Origin of the sequence: Bacillus sp. 17RED48 (assembly GCF_019837545.1) — a bacterium.
Taxonomy (GTDB): Bacteria; Bacillota; Bacilli; order Bacillales; family Bacillaceae_G; genus Bacillus_A; species Bacillus_A wiedmannii.
This window is the reverse complement of record NZ_JADAXG010000004.1, coordinates 575,354-595,554: the sequence shown is the minus strand read 5'-3', so window position 1 is coordinate 595,554 and position 20,201 is coordinate 575,354. Positions and strand designations below refer to the sequence as shown.

The 20,201-nt window shown below is 32.6% G+C and carries 3 protein-coding genes; all 3 read left to right on the top strand.

The genetic code is table 11. The annotated features are described in order from the left end of the window. Positions 1–14: 14 nt before the first annotated feature. Genes ILT06_RS20005 through ILT06_RS19995 form a run of 3 tightly spaced genes read left to right on the top strand, consistent with a single transcriptional unit; the run spans position 15 to position 19,913 of the window. A complete protein-coding gene (locus ILT06_RS20005) occupies positions 15–4,499 on the top strand; it encodes a non-ribosomal peptide synthetase (RefSeq protein ID WP_222655399.1) in 4,485 nt (1,494 codons plus the stop codon). 23 nt (positions 4,500–4,522) lie between these two features. Further along, positions 4,523–7,690: a cyclic peptide export ABC transporter gene (locus tag ILT06_RS20000; RefSeq protein WP_222655398.1), complete on the top strand. Its 3,168-nt coding sequence runs from the start codon at positions 4,523–4,525 to the stop codon at positions 7,688–7,690. Beyond that, entirely contained in the window at positions 7,674–19,913 is a 12,240-nt protein-coding gene (locus ILT06_RS19995; protein ID WP_222655397.1) for a non-ribosomal peptide synthetase, read from the top strand. The genes ILT06_RS20000 and ILT06_RS19995 overlap by 17 nt, the downstream gene beginning before the upstream one ends. Positions 19,914–20,201: the final 288 nt, after the last annotated feature.

Below are 20,201 nucleotides of genomic sequence, written 5' to 3'. Positions count from 1 at the left end.
AAAGTGGTGATAATTTGAAGTATAGAGAATATTTTTCACTAACTCATCCTCAACAAAGGATTTGGTATATGGAGAAAATTAATCCTCATCAGCCATTGCATAATATTGGGGGAACAGTAAAGATACAAGGAGAAGTGGATTTTGTTTGTCTTGAGAAAGCAATTAATTATTTTATAAAAAAAAATGATGGAATCAGGCATCGATTTGTAGAATCGGATGAGAAGGTTCATCAATATGTGGAGGAATATCATAAATATCAAGTTCGATATACTATTTTTAATAGTCAGAACGATTTAGATGCCTGGGTTCAGCAGGAAGCTGCAAAACCTTTCGATATCAATGAACAAGACTTATTTGATTTTGCTTTGTTCAAGTTACAAGATACTAAAGAAGGGGGATATTTCGTTAAGGTCCATCATATTATTTCTGATGGTTGGTCTATGAATCTTTTAACTGAACAGATTTGTAATGCATACACTCAAATTTTGAAAGGTGAAAAAATAACAGATCAGCTTAATAGTACCTATATGTATTGCCTTGAGAAGGAAGAATCCTATTTAACTTCAAAAAGATTTATGAAGGATAAAAATTTTTGGAATGAGAAGTTTAGTAAGCTCCCAATTGTGAAGCGGAAGAACGAAGTAGATTGTGCAAAGGCAAATAGAAAAACATATTCTTTAACAAATAATCAATCGGATGAAATTAAACAATTTGCTACTGGCATAAATGTTTCTGTGTACGCATTCTTTGTTGCCCTATATTATATTTACTTAAATAAAGTAAATGGGCAGGATGATTTAATTATTGGAATGCCTGTGCTTAATCGAGCGGGGAAAAATGAAAAAAATATTGTGGGGATGTTAACAAGTACTATGCCATTTCGTCATACTGTTGATAGTAAAATGACAGTCTTAGATTTTATAAAAAGCATTAATCGTGAATTGGTTCGCTGTTATTATCATCAAAAATATCCATATGATGTATTGGTGAAAGATTTGGAATTAAAGAAAAAGGGATACGGTGATTTATTTGATACATGTATTAACTATTACAATACAAAACTTCCTACTGAAATTAATGGTACACCAATAGAAAATGAAGAATTTTACAATAGGAATCAGATTTATTCAATTCAATTGATTATTCGAGAATGGTCTAGATTAGGAGGATTCAATCTAGATATAGATTATAAGGATCATATGTATACAGAAAAGCAAATTGAACAAATGTATCTTGGAATCAGTCATTTACTGAATCAGATGTTGGAGTCGCCTAATAAAAAGTTGATGGAATTAGAAATTTTACCAGAAGATATGTGGGATAAGTTGGTATATGAATTTAATGCAACGAATAGGGAGTATCCAAAGGACAAGACAATCCATCAGCTTTTTGAAGAACAAGTAGAAAGGACACCAGATAGAGTTGCGATTTGCCTGGAAGATAAGGAACTTACGTATCGTGAATTGAATGATAGATCTAATCAATTAGCGAGATATATATTAAAGAAAAATGTAACAAAAGGTACAGTAATAGGAATATCAACTACGCATTCTCTAGAAACAATTATTGGAATTTTAGGGATTTTAAAAGCAGGAGCGGTATATTTACCTATTGATCCACAATATCCATCTGAACGGGTCAATTATATGCTGCAAGATTCAGATATCAATATTCTGTTCACTAATTTTGATATTTCGCATCAATGGGATCTTTCTTTGTATGCGGTTGAGGTTATCCATATAAATGCAGCTCATATTTATATGGGAGATACTTCTAATATTAAAAATAGAAGTGAGCCGACTGACCTTGCTTACATCATATATACATCGGGTTCTACGGGAAACCCTAAAGGTACAATGATTGAACAGAAAGGATTGGTTAATTATATTTCTTGGGCAAATCAAGTATATGTAGGCGCAAGTGAAAATGAAGTTTTCCCATTGTATTCATCTCTTGCTTTTGATCTTACTGTTACAACTATATTTACCCCATTAATTAGTGGTAATCAGATTATTATTTATCCTGCTGATGCAAACGAATATGTATTATATAGGATATTTAAAGAAAAAAAAGCAAGTATTATTAAATTAACTCCATCTCACCTTTCTTTATTGAAAGATTCAGACTTTTTAGGGTGTTCAATTAAAAAAATTATTGTTGGTGGAGAAAATTTAACAGTAGACCTTGCCGCAAACATACAGAAAAAGTTAGGTAGAGAAACAAAAATATATAATGAATATGGGCCCACAGAAACAGTTGTAGGATGTATGATTCATCAATTCGATATTGAAAAAGATAAAGGGGTATCTGTCCCTATTGGTGTACCTGCACAAAATATGAAAATATATGTGTTGGACTCCGATCTTCGCCCAGTACCAATGGGAGTTGTTGGAGAAATTTATATTTCTGGGGAAGGTGTTGCAAGAGGATATTTTAACAATCAGGATTTAACAAGAGAGAGATTTATTGTAAATCCATATTCGGCAAAAGAGCAGATGTATAAATCGGGTGATTTAGCTAGATTTATTGAAGGAGATAAGATTGAGTATTTGGGAAGGAAAGATGATCAAGTAAAAGTTCGTGGGTTCCGCATAGAACTAAAAGAAATCGAAATAAACTTGCAAAAATATCCGAGCATTAAGGAAGTGGTAGTGATTGATCAAGAGGATTATGATGGAAACCGCTATCTTTGTGCCTACTATACTGAGAATGCTAAGGTGAAGACATCCGAACTATTTAGATTCTTAAAAGAGATCTTACCAGTTTATATGATTCCTTCGTATTTTATTGTGTTGAAAGAAATACCGTTGACGTTTAACGGAAAGCTGGATAGAGAGGCCTTGCCGAAACCTGAAGTTAAAATAGAGAAAAAAACTGAAGGTGAGATAGAAAGTGATTTAGTAGGTATTATACGTGAAGTATTAAATGTTGAAAAAGTAAGTATAAGAGACAACTTCTATCATCTAGGCGGGGATTCCATTAAAGCAATTCAAATTTCTTCTAAGATACGTGAGAAAGGAATTAAAATAAAAACAAAGGATATTTTGGCTAATCCAGTTATTGAAGATATGATTTTATATTTAGAAATGACTAGCACAAAAGAGCAGAAGAGTAATCAACAATGTGTTGGTAGTATTGAAACGATACCATCTATCTCATGGTTTTTTTCGCAAGATTTGAACAATATAAACCATTATACACAGTCAGTGTTAGTCAAAGTAAAGGATGACGTTGAGGTTGGGATACTTGAATCGGCATTTAACTTATTAGTTTGTCATCACGACGCTTTTCGCTTGAGTTACCGGATGGAAACGAAGGAATTATTTTATAATCAAAATAATTACAATAAAAAAATAAAAATAGAATCATTTGATTTATCTGAATTATCAAAAACAGAGCAAAGTATTCGTATTGCTAGTATTGGAGAAATATTGAAATCGAGCTTTAATATTGAAAATGAAATTCTTCTTAAAGTTTGTATATTTGATTTAGGTGATTTTGGTAAAAGACTATTGATGACAGCTCATCATTTAGCTGTTGATGGTATATCTTGGCGAATTATTTTTGAAGATATAAATCAATTATATAAACAGATAGAAAATAAGCAGAAAACTTCTTTGCCGCCAAAAGATAATTCGGTACAGGATTGGGCAATTGAGTTAAAGAGAATGAGTAAAAAAATTCCAGAATCAGAAAAGCGATACTGGGAGCATGTATATCAATATGAAGAGAATTCATTTCATGATTTTGATTTAGGATTGGATCGTATGGAATTTTGCGAGAAAATGATTAAGAAGTTAACAGAAGAAGAAACTATGCAGCTGTTACAAAAAGCAAATGAAGCTTATCGAACAAAAGGTAATGAACTAATGATTATAGCGCTATCATTGGTAATGGCTAAGTATATTAAAACAAATGATGTGATTATTGAAATTGAAGGGCATGGGCGTGAAGAATTAAATGATGAAATTGATGTATCGCGAACTATTGGATGGTTTACGAGTCTATTTCCAATTCGGTTACAATTTGAGGATGTAGATATATCACAACAAATTAAACAATTAAAAGAGCAATTGCGTAGCGTTCCAAGTAAAGGTCTAAATTATGGAGTTTTAAAGTATATTTCGAAGGAATTAAGTTCCGAATCTCGAAAATATGTTCGTTTTAACTATTTAGGTGATTTTAATGCTACATTTTCCAATGGAATTTTTGAATTTGCGTATGAAAATTCCGGTCAAGATAACAGCAATAAAAATGAGATGGATTGTTTGCTAGATATCGTTGCGTATACAGTAGATAAAAAGTTGAATTTGTCGATTACGTATAGCAAAAACAAATTTAAACAAGAAACAATATCGCAATTTTTCATGGAGTATATGAATCAATTGAGAGATTTGATTCAACATTGTTGTCAGAGAAAACATGCTGAATTCACCCCATCTGATTTTGAAACGGCAAACCTCTCGAGTGAAGATCTTGAAAATATATTTAATATATGATATTAGAGAGGAGTCATTCAATCATGATGAGAGTAAAAATTGTTTTGATTACCCTTGTAATATTATTAAATGTACAGATGCTATTTGGGATTCAAATAGCAAATGCAGAGAATGATAGAATGTTTACGGAAAACGATAAAGAACAACTAGACTCGCTTATAAAAAAACAAATGCAAGAAGCCAAAATTCCTGGAATGTCAGTGATAGTAGTCAAAGGTGATCAAGCTGTATATAAAAAAAGTTTTGGCTATTCAAATCTTGAGACAAAGCAACGTGTAACGGAAAAAACATTATTTGAAATCGGTTCGAATAGTAAGGCGTTTACAGCTCTCGCAATATATCAACTTGTTCAAAAGGGGTTAATTGATTTAAAGGACCCTGTTAGCAAATATTTGCAGTGGTTTCAAATGATATATGAAGGTAATTATAAAGGACAACAACTTAATAAAAATGTTGAAATAACTCTTGAACAGCTTTTATATCATACGAGTGGGATCCCTTTTCATACCATTGGGGACATACCTATCTCAAATGACAATGATGCGTTGGAAAATACAGTTAGAGAAATATTAAATCAAAAATTGGAGACATATCCAGGAGAGCAATTCAATTATGCCAGTATTAACTACGATATTCTAGGATTAGTTATACAAAAAGTTACCAATCAATCTTTTGAACAATACGTTCAGAATAGTATATTAAACCAATTTAATATGGGTAATACTTTTTTGTTTAGAAAAGATGTCGCTAAATATGATATGTCAAAGGGATATAAAATAGGTTTTTTAAAGCCTATAGAGTTTAATGCACCTATTTATCGAGGAAATACACCCGCAGGTTATTTTATCTCAAATAATGAAGACATGGAAAAGTGGCTTCGTATGCAGCTTGGGATATATGGACTAAATGATGATCAGCAAAAGGCAATTTATAGTACACATATACCAAACAGATCAGTTCCACCATCTGAGGATGGCTCTTCTTATGCCGGAGGGTGGCAAGTTTTTCAAAATGGTCCTGGTGAAATATCACATGCAGGAAGTAATCCGAATTTCTCTTCTTTCGTTGTATTTCATCCTCAAGAGAAGTTAGGAGTTGCGGTGATGGCTAACATGAACTCCGATTACACTCAAAATATTGGCCAGGCTATTATGGACACACTTGTGGGAGAGAGTGTGGTGACAAACGGTAAAGATACGTATAAGAGTATTGATGCCTTTTCTGTTACTGTACTTTTGTTTATGGTTCCTTTTTCAATTATTACTCTATACTTCATTTTCATAGTTATGATTCAGGTGTATAAGAAAAAAAGGAAGTTGGAAAAAAATAAATTTAAAAGTATTTGTATTCCCTTTATAACGTTTCTATTTGCGTTCTTAGCTGGGTATGCCCTTTATAAAATTCCATTTGTATTTTTCGGGAGACTTTCTTGGGATTTTGTTAATGTTTGGTTACCTATCAGTATGAGTTTTGCGGTATGGGCTACTTTAATTAGTATTGTACTGTTCTGCCTATATTTATCTTTAATAACTGTTTTTCCTTTGCATAATAAGAAAAATTTTTTTTCGATTTTTGTGTTGAGTGTAACCAGTGGTTTTGGAAATGCGATGATTATTTTTATTATTAATGAAGCTTTAACTAGAAGTAATTATTCAAGCAACAATAGTTTGTTTTTATATTTTTTGCTAGGAATTATTACTTATGTATTAGCGCAAAAATTGGTACGGACGCAGTTGATTACCATTACGAATAATCTGATTTATGAAAAAAGAATCCAGTTAATTAACGATATATTAAAAAATCCTTATGAAAAAATTGAAAAAATAGAGTCAGAAAGAATTCAAACCACCTTAAATAATGATACAGAAGCTATCAGTAATTATGCTGCCACCATCATTACTGGTTTGACTGATTCAATTACACTTTTATGTTGTTTGGTTTATTTGGGAGTAATTAATGTTTATGGACTGCTTGTTTCTATTGCAGTTATTTTGGTTGCAGCAGGTATGTATTATGTAGCTGGAAAATCAGCTAATAATCTTTGGGAACAAACAAGAAACATCCAAAACACTTTTTTTAGATATATAAACGATCTCATTGGCGGTTATAAAGAGTTAAGCATAGGAAAGTCAAAACGAGAAGAGTTTGGACAAGGGATGCAAGAGAGCTGTGAGGATTATAAGGATAAGCGGATTCAAGGTGGTCTTAAGTTTGCTAATGTTTTTATTATTGGTGAATTGCTGTTTGTTATGGTAATTGGGGCTGTTACATTTTTATTTCCGCTTTTATTTAAAGGGGTACAGAGTGAGTTTTTAAGAAGCTATGTTTTTGTTTTTCTTTATATGACAGGACCTCTACATAGTATACTCAATACGATCCCTAATGCGATTCAAATGAAAATTAGTTGGAAGAGAATAAATGATTTTTCAAGGTATTTAAAAACCGAAACTAATAAGACAGACGTAAACAGTACTTTGATACCTCAAAGTAAAATAAACATGGAGATTAAAGAGGTAGTATATCAATACGAAAGTGAACATGGAGAAGCTTTTCAAGTTGGGCCAATTAATTTTGAACTTAAATCAGGAGAGGTTGTATTTATAACCGGTGGCAATGGTAGTGGTAAATCAACTCTTGCTAAACTAATTACAGGTTTATATTCTGCAAATAGCGGAAACATATTTGTTAACAATCAAGAAATAAATCAGGAACAGTTAAGAGAGCTATATTCCGCAATATTTAGTGATTTTTATTTGTTTACAAAAGTCTATGGTATTGACTATAGCTCAAAGGAAGAAGAAATAAAAAAATATTTGAAAATATTACGTATCGATGAAAAAGTACAAATTCAAAATGGAGAATTTAGTACAACTAAACTTTCAACAGGACAACGAAAAAGACTAGCACTATTAATTAGCTATTTAGAGGATAAATCTATTTATCTATTTGATGAATGGGCGGCAGATCAAGACCCTGAATTTAGACATTTTTTCTATACAGAACTATTGGCTGAATTAAAGGAAAAAGGAAAAGCTATCATTGCTATTACTCATGATGATAGGTACTTTCATATCGCGGATAAAGTTATCAAGATGGAAAGAGGAGAAATTATAGAAAATATGAAGAAGCATAATTATTTAGATTCATTTGATTGTCTCAAGGAGGAGCTCAATGATGATAAAATTGGATAAACAAAATTTGGAAGATATTCTTGGTTTAACACCAATGCAGGAAGGGTTGTTATTTCACTACTTAAAAAATCCTCAAAGTGATGAGTATTTTGAACAGATATGTTTGGGGATTTTAGGTAGTGTTGATGCAGGATTGTTTATGAAAGCTTGGGACGCGGTTGTCCAAACAAATGAGCAGTTACGTACACTATTTCGTTGGGAAAAAGTGAAAACTCCTGTTCAAATAGTATTGAAAGAACATACCCCTCATATTAAAATAATTGATCTTACACACAAGAGTGAAAGTGAAAAAAATATTTTACTAGAAGAGATAAAAGTTAAAGATCGTGAAAAAAAGTTTGATCTTCAAGAAATACCATTTAGGGTTACTTTGTGCATATTAGCAGAAGAAAGACATGAAATGATTATAAGTAATCATCATATTATATATGATGGCTGGAGTAATGGAATTATTTTAAAAGAATTCCTAAACGCATATCGATGCCTTAGTGAATCAGAAACTTACAATCTGCCTACTAAAAAAAAATATAAAGATTTTATTAAATATATTCAAAAACAGGATAAAGAAAGGCAGAAAGTATTTTGGCAAGAGTATTTAAAAGGATTTAACTCGCAAAATAGTTTGGAAGTAACAAAAAAGAAACATAAATCAATTCGAAAAGATCATCAGTATCGCATTCAATTTTCAAGGGATAAGTTGGAAGGATTTGCGAAGGGAAATGAAGTTACTCTTGCCGCCCTTGTTTATAGTTTATGGGGAATTGTGCTACAAAAGAATCATAATATCGATGACATTATTTTTGGCGCAACTATTTCGGGTAGAGCAGGAACATTTAATGGGATTGAAGAAATGGTAGGCCTATTTATAAATACAGTTCCATTAAGAGTTAAAAAGGATTCTGGCGAAACATCTATAGAACTTATCAAAAAGTTAAATAAGACATTGCAGGATTGGGAATTGTATGGGACATCATCTTTAGTAGATATAAAAAAATATAGTGAATTGGATACGGAAATCGATCTTTTTGATACTATTGTTGTTTTTGAAAACTACCCTTTAGATCAGACGATACTGACAAACAAAAATAGAATCGCTTTGAACTCATATTCCACCTTTGAAATGACTAATTATGGCTTATCTATTAGTATAAGTTTGCACAAAGATATTGAGATATGTTTCAGTTACAACGAACAATTATATGAATCATCTAAAATTGAGCGTTTAGCTCAACATTTTACTAAAATTGCAGAAGCAGTCATAAAAAATCCTCATAAAAAAATAGAAGAGATTGATATCGTATCTATTGAAGAGAAAAAACAAATCCTTTTGGAATTTAATAATACTCGTAAAACATATTCACATCAGTTGACGATTAGTCAGTTGTTTGAGCAACAAGCGATGAAAACCCCGGATAATGTTGCGATTGTATATAAAAATAGGACTATGACTTATGAAGAATTAAATAACATATCCAATAACTTATCAAATGAACTGCTTAGAAAAGGAGTGAAAAAGGGTGAGATTATTGGAATCATGACGGATCCATCAATTGAAATGCTAATAGGGATAATTGCTATTTTAAAAGTCGGAGCTGCATACTTGCCAATTGATCCAGAATATCCAGAGTCAAGGAAAATGTATATGATACAGGATAGTCAAACAAAGTTCATATTGACCAGTAAGGATGTAATTAATAAAAACGACTATGTAATTGGAAAATTCAACAATGATTGTGTTTTTATATTGGATAATAGTAGAAAATTTTCGGGTGAGACTCTTCTACCGAAAGTAAACCTTAGTCCGAATGATTTATTTACGGTTTTGTATACTTCAGGTACTACAGGAAAACCTAAAGGTGTAATGATAGAAAATCGAAATGTTGTTAATCTTGTTCAGTGGTTTGGAAAAACATTTAATATAACGGAAAAAACAAATCTATTACAACTAACAAATTATGTGTTTGATCCGAGTATTGAGGATTTTTTCGGTACATTACTTTATGGAGCGACATTACATATAGCCGAAAAGAATTTAATTTTAAATAAGAAGCATTTTTGTGATTATGTTGATCAACATGAAATTCATATTATTAATTTCATACCGACTGTATTAAAAGAATTATTATGTCATGATCGCAAATTACAGAGTTTACACACAGTTATTTCAGGGGGAGAAAGACTAGAAGAATCATTAAAAGATGCACTGATTGATAGAGGATATAAATTATATAATAATTATGGTCCAGCAGAAACAACAGTGGATGCTTTAAGTGTTGAATGTTCAGAAAATGCCGTCTCTTTAGGGCGGCCGATTTCAAATGTTAGATGTTATATATTAGATAAAGATAAAAATATTAGTCCAATAGGTGTTCCTGGTGAGTTGTATATTGCTGGGGACGGTGTAGGAAGAGGGTATTTGAATCTACCAGAATTTACAAATGAAAAATTTATGAATGATCCCTTTAATCCAAATGATCGTATGTATAAAACAGGGGACTTAGGAAGATGGCTTCCAAACGGAGAAATCGAGTTTCTTGGAAGAGAGGATCATCAGGTGAAAATCAGAGGGTATCGGATTGAACTTTCAGAAATTCATAATTTAATATTAAAAAGGAACTACATTGAAGATGTTGCTGTAATTGATTGGGAAATTAATAATGGGAAAAAAGTTATCTGTGCATATATCGTTTCCCATGTTCAGGTTAACATGGAGGAACTTAAGGGATTTTTAGCAAAAGAATTACCAGATTATATGCTTCCATCATACTATATTCAGCTAGAGAGTCTGCCCTTAACTTCAATAGGAAAGCTTGATCGAAGGAACTTACCGGCTCCTCAAATTCATACTTATAAAGGTTACGTTGCTCCAAAAAATAAAGTTCAAGAAGAACTAGTAGAGGTATGGTCTGCAGTATTGGGTCTACATCAGGGGGAAATTGGTATACATGATAACTTCTTCGAGTTGGGAGGAGACTCAATTTTAAGTATTCAAATAGTAGGTAAAGCGCTTCAAAAGGGTATAGAGATTACCGTGAGTCAGATGTTTGAGAACCAAACGATAGCAGAACTGGCGGATTGTATTGCAGATATTAAAGAAAGCTATAGTGAAGATCAAATAGAAGAACCTGAGACTGGAGAAGTGCTTCTTACACCGATTCAAAAGTGGTTTTTTGAGCAAGATTTGGAAAATTATCATCATTGGAATCAATCTGTGCTATTGGAAACACGAGCAGGTATAAATCCGAATTTGTTGCATGAAAGTTTTCGTATACTTACAAATTATCATGATAGTTTTAGGCTCCGTTATTATCAAAGGGCTGGAGAATGGATTCAAGTTTATTCAGAGTCCGATGAGAATGTGTTATTTGAATTACATGATTTTAATAATAGTCATATGCATGAAATTTTATCAAAATTGCAGTATGAATTAAATATTACAGATGGTCCATTAATTAAAGTTGCATATTTTGATTCTGGGGATCAGGAAAAAGGAAGGTTGTTTATAACAGTACATCATCTTGTAATAGACGGATATTCATGGAGACTTATGCTGGACACTCTACAGATGATATATGAACAGCTTACAAATAGTGGATCTGTTCAACTTCCAGTGAAAGGCCTCTCTTTTAAAAAATGGTCTGAGCATCTCTATGAATATGCTTATTCCAATCAATTAAAAGATGAACTTGCTTTTTGGAAGAACAATGTCTCTTCTTCTGTAAATACTATACCTATTGACATGGAAGGGGGGAGAAATGATGAAAAATCTGCTCGTACACTTTCTTTTATGTTGACGGAGAAAGAAACAAAGTATTTACTGCATGACACGTATCAATTATTTAAAATGAGAATTGATGATATTCTGCTTTCCGCACTTTCTAGTACATTAGCAAATTGGAGTGGTGAAACACTAGTTGATTTGGAGGGCCATGGTAGGAATCCTTTGTTAAAAGAGTACGACACTTCAAGAACTATAGGATGGTTTACTTGTGTATATCCTATTGTTATGGGCGACATTGAAAAAGAGAAGGGCATAGCAGAAATATTGAAGCAAGTAAAAGAGCGGTATCGTGCTATACCAAATGGTGGAATTGGTTATGAAATTTTATATTACTTAGCAGAGAAAGAGATGCGAGGGCAAATTTCGTCTAGGAAAAGGGCACAAATAAGCTTTAATTATTTAGGACAGTTCGAACAAGCAATTAAAAAACAGCAGTTATTTAATATATCGGATGTGAATACAGGACCAACCCGTGATTTGAATGGAATTAGAAGTCACTTGCTTGAAATTGAATGTATGATCGTTGATAAAAAATTATGTGTAGAATGGAAATATAGTACGAATAGTCATTTAGTTGAAACCATTCAAGGCTTGGCAAAGGACTTCGTCAACAATTTGAAGGATATAATTGACCACTGTCAAACAAAAGAAGGTACATATTTGACGCCTTCAGATTTCCCACTTGTCTCCATAGATCAAAAGAAAATTGATGAATGGCTTGAGGTATATAAAAATATAGAAGATATATACATGCTTTCACCTGTACAACAAAGTATGGTTTTTCATCATATCTATTCACCAAAATCGTCAGTAACTGTGGAGCAAACAATATTTTCAATAAAATCAAAACTAGATATTGAGATATTTGAAAAGGTTTGGCAAAAACTTTTAGATAGACATGAAAGTTTAAGAACATCATATCATTGGGAAGGACTAGAAGAACCTGTACAGATTGTTCATAAAAATCTGAAAATCCCTTTTCAAGTTTTAGATTGGACAAATGTTTCGAAATCTGAAGGATTGCAAAAGTTAGAACAACTTATTGAGGAAGATCGTAAGAAGGGATTCGACCTTTCAAAACCACCACTTATGAGAATTTTGGTCATTAAGCAAGACGAGTATGCCTATGATGTAGTATGGACGCATCATCACCTTCAGTTAGATGGTTGGTGTAATAGCATCCTCTTTAAGGAACTGGGTCAGTGTTATGAAGCGTTATGCGTTGACGAAAAGATAACATTTGGACATGTATATTCATTTAAAGATTATATCGACTGGTTACGTAGGCAAGACAAGAAGAAAGCGGAACAATTTTGGAGAACCGAGTTAGATGGATTTAAAACACCTATACGATTCAATAATATTTTTCCTGCAAAAAATTCAAATCAGTTATCTGCTTTTGGAGATGTAGTATACGAAGTGTCTGAAGACAAACAGCAGATAATTCAAGACTTTACTAGAAAGAATCGGATTACACTAAATACTATGATTCAGGGGGCTTGGGCAATTCTTTTAAATCGCTACTCCCAAGAAACAGATATTATTTTTGGGGTAACTTCATCAGGGCGTCCAGCTGAGTTAGAAGGTTCGGATTCAATAATTGGTTGCTTTATGAATACTCTTCCTTTTAGGGTAAAGATAAATAAAAATGTAAATTTGATTAAATGGCTTAAAGATGTACAACTGAAGCAGGTTGAAATGCGTCAATATGAATATACCTCACTCGTTGATATAAGAAGTTGGATTGATATGCCAAGAAGCTCTGCCTTATATGATTTGTATGAGAGTATTGTAATTGTTGAAAACTATCCATTCGATGTGAAATTGAAAGACGGAATTGGTTCATTACAAGTGAAATCAGTACGTATAGATGAACAAATGGATTATCCTTTGGTTGTTTATTGTAATCTACAACCAAAGCTTCAATTGAAGCTACTATTCAATAGTTCCTTTTTAAATGAAACAGAAGCAAATCAGATACTTTCACATTTAATCAATATTTTGTGGGAAATACTTGTTAGCGAAGATGGTAAGTTAGAGAATATCTCAATGATTTCTGAGAAAGAACTTACACATATTTTAAGTGATAATAATTCTACTTCATTGGATTATCCTAAGAATCAATGTTTCCAGGATTTATTTACTGATCAAGTAAAATTAAATTTAAACAAACCTGCTGTTATACAGGGGAATGAAAGTGTATCTTACACAGAATTAGATATACTTTCAAACCAGTTAGCGCATAAGCTCATTAAATTAGGAGTAGGGCCTGAAATACCTGTGGGAGTGTATGTTGAACGTTCACCTAAAATGATTGTAGGAATTTTAGCTGTTTTAAAAGCTGGTGGAGCTTTTCTACCTATAGATATGGATTATCCTGGCGAAAGAATAAATTTGATGTTGAAAGATGCCCAAGTACCTATATTACTCACCCAAAATAATTTACAGTCGAAGATTAGAGATTATCAGGGGCATACTGTTTGTCTTGATATAGAATGGGATTCAGTGCTCGAAGAACCAAAAAACCAACCGAGTGTTAGAATTGAACCCCAGAATTTGGCATATATCATCTATACTTCGGGTTCTACTGGTCGACCAAAAGGTGTAATGATGTCTCATGAAGCAGTTGTAAGCCACTCCATTGATATTTGCAAACGTTATGAGCTGACACCGGAGGATCGTGTTCTTCAGTTTTCTTCGATAAGTTTTGATATTTCACTTGAACAAATTTTTACAACACTAGCTGCAGGAAGTTCTCTTGTTTTGCGTGATAAGAATATATGGACTCCTTATCAGTTTTCTCAGAAATGTGTTGAACTTGGACTCTCAGTTGTTAATCTACCTACAAATTATTGGGGCGAAATTGTACAAGAATGGTATACAAGACCAGAAATAATTCCAGATAGTAACCTCAGACTCGTCATAGTTGGTGGGGAACAAATGCCAGCGGAGAAAGTAGGGATGTGGGAACAGTTACCTTTAGAAGATATTATTTTGTTAAATGCATATGGACCTGCTGAAACGGCGATGACAAGTACTTTATATGAAGTGTCTGGAAAAGGAACTAAAAGTGCCGACTTAAAAGTTATTCCCGTGGGAAAACCACTTGCTAACAGGCGCATTTATATCCTTGATGAGAACATGCACCCTTTGCCGATTGGAGTGAAGGGGGAAATATTCATAGGTGGCATACCTTTAGCTAGAGGTTATATTAACAATTCTAAGTTGACGAAGGATAAGTTTATTCGAGATCCGTATTATCATAATTATGGAAAAATGCTTTATAAAACAGGAGATATGGGGAAATTACTTTGCGATGGTAACATTGAGGTTCTGGGGCGGAAGGATGACCAAACAAAAATACGAGGGCATCGAATTGATATAGGAGAGATTGAAGTTGTGTTAAACAAATGTGATAACATAAAAAACTCTATAGTTGTCGTGAAGAATGGAGTAGCAAATGATAAGTATCTTGTTGCATTCTATGATTCCCCCTCGCATGGTACAAATAATCAATGCAGTATAAGGGGGTTTTTGCGGAAGAAACTTCCTGAATATATGATTCCTTCTTATTTTATTCAACTAGGAAGTCTTCCGCTCAGTCCGAATGGAAAAATTGATCGGAAGTCCCTAGAAAATATGGAGATTAAAGTAGAGTTTGATGAAGAGTATCAAAAACCTTATAATACGATACAACAAAAACTTGTAAGTATTTGGAGAAAGATACTGGGAATTGATGGTGTAGGTATTAATCATCATTTCTTTGAAATTGGGGGACAATCATTAAAAGCAATAACACTTGTTTCTGAAATTCATAGGGAATTTGAAGTTGAACTTCCACTTGGAAATATATTTGCATTTCCTACTATTAAGGAATTGGCTGTAATCATTGAAGAAATGATGGGGAAAAAAGAAACATATGAAGCGATTCGTTTAGCACCACCACAGGAGTATTATGAAGTCTCTCCAGCACAAAAAAGTATGTATATTGTTAGTCAATTGAATGATGCATCTACAAACTATAATATTACCGGAGCAGTATTTCTTGAAGGGGAAGTTAATATAGTACAGATAGAAAAGGCATTGCAAGCTTTAATTAATCGCCATGAAAGTTTGCGAACATCATTTAAACAAGTACAAGGGAAAATAGTTCAAAAAATCCATCAAAATCCTGAATGGAATATGCAACACTTGTATGCAGATGAACAAAATTTTGAGAGTGTTGTTGAAACATTTATTAGACCATTTGATTTAGAGAAAGGGCCCTTGTTCAGAGCAGCAATTGTGGAGGTGCTACCATCATCGAAATATTTGCTTGTTTATGATATGCACCATATTATATCCGATGGTTTATCAATGGGAATTTTAATTAGAGAGTTTGCATCTCTTTATCAAAAAAATAATTTGCCAGACGTAAGAATTCAATACAAAGATTTTTCAAACTGGCAAAACAAAATGATAGAATCCGGGAACTGGAAACTAAAAGAACTGTACTGGCTTGAAATATTTTCAAAAGAAATACCATTACTCAATTTACCAACTGATTATCCAAGATTAGATGAGCCAATGTCTGAAGGTGATGTAGTTCAAGTTAATTTGGATGCATATTATACATCTAAATTAAATGAAATCTCAAGCCGAAAAGGAGCTACTCTGTACTCATTATTACTTTCGGCATTCAATATACTATTGTTTAAATATAGCGGACAAGAAGACATTATAATTGGAAGCCCGGTAGCAGGAAGACTGAATTCTGAATTAGAGAATGTGGTAGGTATGTTTGTTAATACACTTGCGCTCAGAAATTATCCTACTTCAGAGAAACGGTTTGAGGATTTTTTGAAAGAAGTTGCAAGCCACACACTTCAAGCTCTCGAACATCAGGAGTATTCATTTGAGATGCTCGTTGATAAGCTACAATTGCAAAAAAATGTGAATCGTCATCCTCTGTTTGATGTGATGTTTGCTTTTGAAAATGTTGATGCAGTAAGGGCGGAAATAGGTGATTTTGAAATTAAACCGTACGAGTATACGAATCGTACATCTAAATTTGATTTAGAGCTGAAAGTAACTGAGCAGGATGGACAACTTCGTTTTATATTTGAATATAGTACAGGTTTGTTCCGTAAAGAGACGATTGAACGAATGGCGGAACATTTCGTTAAAATTATTGATACTATCATAGAGGACATTACTATTCCAATTGAGGAAATTGATCTAGTAACCATGATAGAAAAAAATAGAATAGGTGTTTTTAATAATACTGATACTTTGTATCCAGAAGAAAAAACGATTAAACGTATATTTGAAGAACTGGTGGAAAAACATCCGAATCGTACTGCTGTAGTGTTTGGACAGAGAACGATAACTTATAAGGAATTAAATGATAAAGCAAATCAATTAGCTAAACACTTGATAAAGAAGGGGGCAGGAAGTGATACAGTAATCGCTTTATTAGCTGAGCCTTCTATTGAAATGATCATTGGACTATGGAGTATTATTAAAAGCGGGGCAATTTATTTACCTCTTGATCCGGAGTTTCCATTAGAACGAATAAATAGCATGATTGAAGACAGTGATACAATTCTTCTTTTGACCCAGTCTCACTTAGTAACTTCTAATGATTTTACTTGTGAGGTTATGGAATTGGAAGATAAGAGCTTATTTTTTGAATGTCCTTCAAATATAGAGGAAAGAAGTACAGTTGATAATCCAATATATATTATTTATACATCTGGTACCACTGGGCTCCCAAAAGGGGTACCGATTAAGAATCAAAGCTTGGTAAATTATATTTCATGGTTCACACGAGAAGCAAGTATAACGCATAGGGATAAAACACTACTATTATCTTCCTTCGCATTTGATTTAGGATATACAAGTTTGTATACAGCTTTATTAAATGGGTGTGAGTTACATTTAATTCCAAAAGAACATTATATGCTCCCAGAAACCCTTATCACATATTTGAAAGAGAAAAAGATCAGTTATATAAAACTGACTCCTTCACTATTTAATTATTTAGTTAACCATCGTATGGTTGAAGATTATGAGAATTGCATGGCGCTAAGGTTAATCGTATTGGGCGGTGAAGAAGTGAAGTCAGCTGATATTAGTAAGTTTAATAGGGTGTATCCGCAAACTGTAATTATGAATCACTATGGACCTACAGAAACTACTATTGGCGCTCTATTTCATAAATTTAATGCTACTGATTTTGACCTTGTATCCAAGGGAACGGTTATTGGAAAACCAGTAGATAACACGAAAATATTCATTTTGGATAGAGGTCAAAAACTTGTTCCACTTGGAATGGCTGGTGAAATTTGTATTGGGGGAGTAGGAGTGACAGAAGGTTATTTGAATCAAATTGATTTAAATAGCGAAAAGTTTATTACGGTTTCACCTTTGGGACATGAAAAAATCAAACTCTATAGAACGGGAGACTTAGGGAGGCTCACATGCCATCAAGAAGTAGAATTTCTCGGAAGAATCGACAATCAATTAAAAATTCGAGGATATAGAGTGGAGTTAGAAGAAATAAATTCAGTACTGTTGCAACATGATATGATACTTGATGCAATTGTTGTTCCAAAAAAAGATAAAGAAAATAATAATATACTATGTGCTTATATTGTGTTGAAAGAGAATGAGAATGGGTGGGGAATAAGGGAATACCTTTCAAGTAAGATTCCTTACTACATGATGCCCTCTATCTTTATTAAGTTAGATAGAATTCCTTTGACTCCAAATGGTAAGCTAAATGTTAAAGCACTCCCAGAAATTAAGGATGAATTATTGATAAAAACTAATTATGAACTGCCTGAGGATCCAATTGAAAAAACTGTTGCACAAATGTGGGAAGAAACTCTTAATGTTAAGCAAATTAGTATGAATGACTCGTTTTTTGAAATGGGTGGAAACTCATTGTCGTTAATGCTTTTAATGGCAGAAATTCATAAAAAGTTTAGTGTAGATATATCGTTAAGAGAAGCGTTTAAAGCACCAACAGTAAGAGGTATAAGTAAGCATATAAAGAAAAGATCTGAAAATAAGTATGTGTCATTACAACCTGTGGAAAAGTGCGAATATTACGACCTTTCTTCAGCCCAGAAAAGGATATATACACTACAACAGATGGAGGGGATTGGAACTAGTTACAATATGCCAAGAGCAACCTTACTAGAAGGTGAAATCAATCTGGATAAATTGGAAAAAGCTTTTTGTGAGATTGTAAAGAGACATGAGGCATTTCAAACATCTATTGAAGTAGTAGATGGTGTGCCTAAACAACGAATTCAGGGAGACGTGGATATAGAAATTAGTTATTCTGTTTTAGATGAACATTTATGTTCTAATCTATCAAGGAAGCTGAATGTCGAACTGGAAAATATAATTGATGAATTTATTGAACCTTTTGACTTAAGTAAAGCACCTTTAGTAAGAGTTAAGATCATTCGCTTAAGTAGTCATAAACATGTGCTTTTAACAGATATGCATCATTTGATTTCAGATGGATATTCAGTCAATATTTTACTGCAGGAGTTATCGGAATTATATCAAGGAAAACTGTTACAGGAAAACCCTATTCAATATAAAGAATTCGTTTATTGGCAGAATGAGTTTTTAAAGACAAGTGCTGCAAGTATACAAGAAAAATATTGGTTAGATGTACTTTCAGGGGATCTTCCAGTATTAGATATGCCTACGGATTTTCCTAGACCAATTATACAAAGTTTTGAAGGAAATAGTTTTATTTTTGAAGGAGGAAATGAATTAAAGCAACGTTTAGACAATTTAAGTTTAGAAACAGATACGACATTGTACATGATTTTGTCTGCAGCTTATAGTATTTTGTTATCAAAATGTTCCTCGCAGCACGATATAATTGTAGGAATGCCTATTTTAGGGCGGACACATTCTGATTTGAAAAATATCATTGGTATGTTTGCAAATACTATTGCAATTAGAAGTTTCCCTATTGAGAAAAAAAGCTTTACAGAATTTTTGTCAGAGATTAAAGAACAGTTAATTAAAGCGTATGATAATCAAGATTATCAGTTTGATATGATTATTGATAAGTTAAAAATTAAGAGAGACTTAGGGAGAAACCCTATATTTTCTACAATGTTAGCTTTTCAAGAATCTCAAATCAATGAAAGTATAATGGGGAATTTGAAAATGACGCCTGTTGAATATAGAAATAAAATTTCGAAATTTGATTTAACCTTATTTGTAGAAAAAGGAAAAAAAGAGTTGTTTTTTGAATTTGAATATGCGAGTAGTTTGTATAAAATGGAAACCATTAAAAAATTAGCGGAGAATTTTTTAGGTATCTTAGACGCGATTAGCTCAAATAAGGAAATAAAATTAGAAAATATTAAGATTGAAGGGTTAGTAATCGAGAATACAGAAATTGAAAATGTCAAATTTAATTTTTAAGCTAGATAAGATATTTTTTATTGAGGCTATTCCTAATGCGATACTTTAGGAATAGCTGTTTTATGTAAATGGATTCTTTAAATATATATGAAAAATAAAAGGATATATTGTATAGAAAAGATTGGCTTTTAATTATAATTAAAACGATGATATAGAAGTAGCGATATAAAGGGAGCCCTCTATCATGGAGAGACTTAAAGAAGTGTTTTGGGGATAGCGGTATCGCAGTAGTACTATATGTTTTTACGAAAAGGTGTTACGTAATAACGTAACACCTTTTTATTTATG

Bases quoted from the DNA above. Each gene is read 5' to 3' on its own strand.
- ILT06_RS19995 (WP_222655397.1), top strand. From the start codon at position 7,674: ATGATAAAATTGGATAAACAAAATTTGGAAGATATTCTTGGTTTAACA.
- ILT06_RS20000 (WP_222655398.1), top strand. From the start codon at position 4,523: ATGATGAGAGTAAAAATTGTTTTGATTACCCTTGTAATATTATTAAAT.